The sequence below is a fragment of the Lactiplantibacillus xiangfangensis genome, assembly GCF_001438845.1.
Taxonomy (GTDB): Bacteria; Bacillota; Bacilli; order Lactobacillales; family Lactobacillaceae; genus Lactiplantibacillus; species Lactiplantibacillus xiangfangensis.
Genome location: NZ_JQCL01000088.1, coordinates 1 through 341 on the forward strand (window position 1 = coordinate 1; position 341 = coordinate 341).

Annotated in this window: 1 rRNA gene; it reads right to left on the reverse strand. The window is 44.0% G+C overall.

What is annotated here, in order from left to right:
- A 23S ribosomal RNA gene (locus tag IV64_RS11280) occupies positions 1–290 on the reverse strand; the annotation flags it as partial.
- Positions 291–341 lie beyond the last annotated feature (51 nt).

The window sequence follows — 341 nt, forward strand, 5'->3', positions numbered from 1 at the left end:
GTGCAAGCACTCTGGTTTGGGCTGTTCCCCGTTCGCTCGCCGCTACTTAGGGAATCGAAATTTCTTTATTTTCCTGCTGCTAATGAGATGTTTCAGTTCACAGCGTTTACCTTCAACTAGATTATGAATTCATCTAGTGATAACAGTTGATTAAAACTGCTGGGTTGCCCCATTCGGAAATCTCCGGATCATAGCTTACGTACAGCTCCCCGAAGCATATCGGTGTTAGTCCCGTCCTTCATCGGCTCCTAGTGCCAAGGCATTCACCATGCGCCCTTGTTAACTTAACCTTATTTCCTAACGGAAATACGATTAATTGAGTTTAGCGATTAAACTTCTTT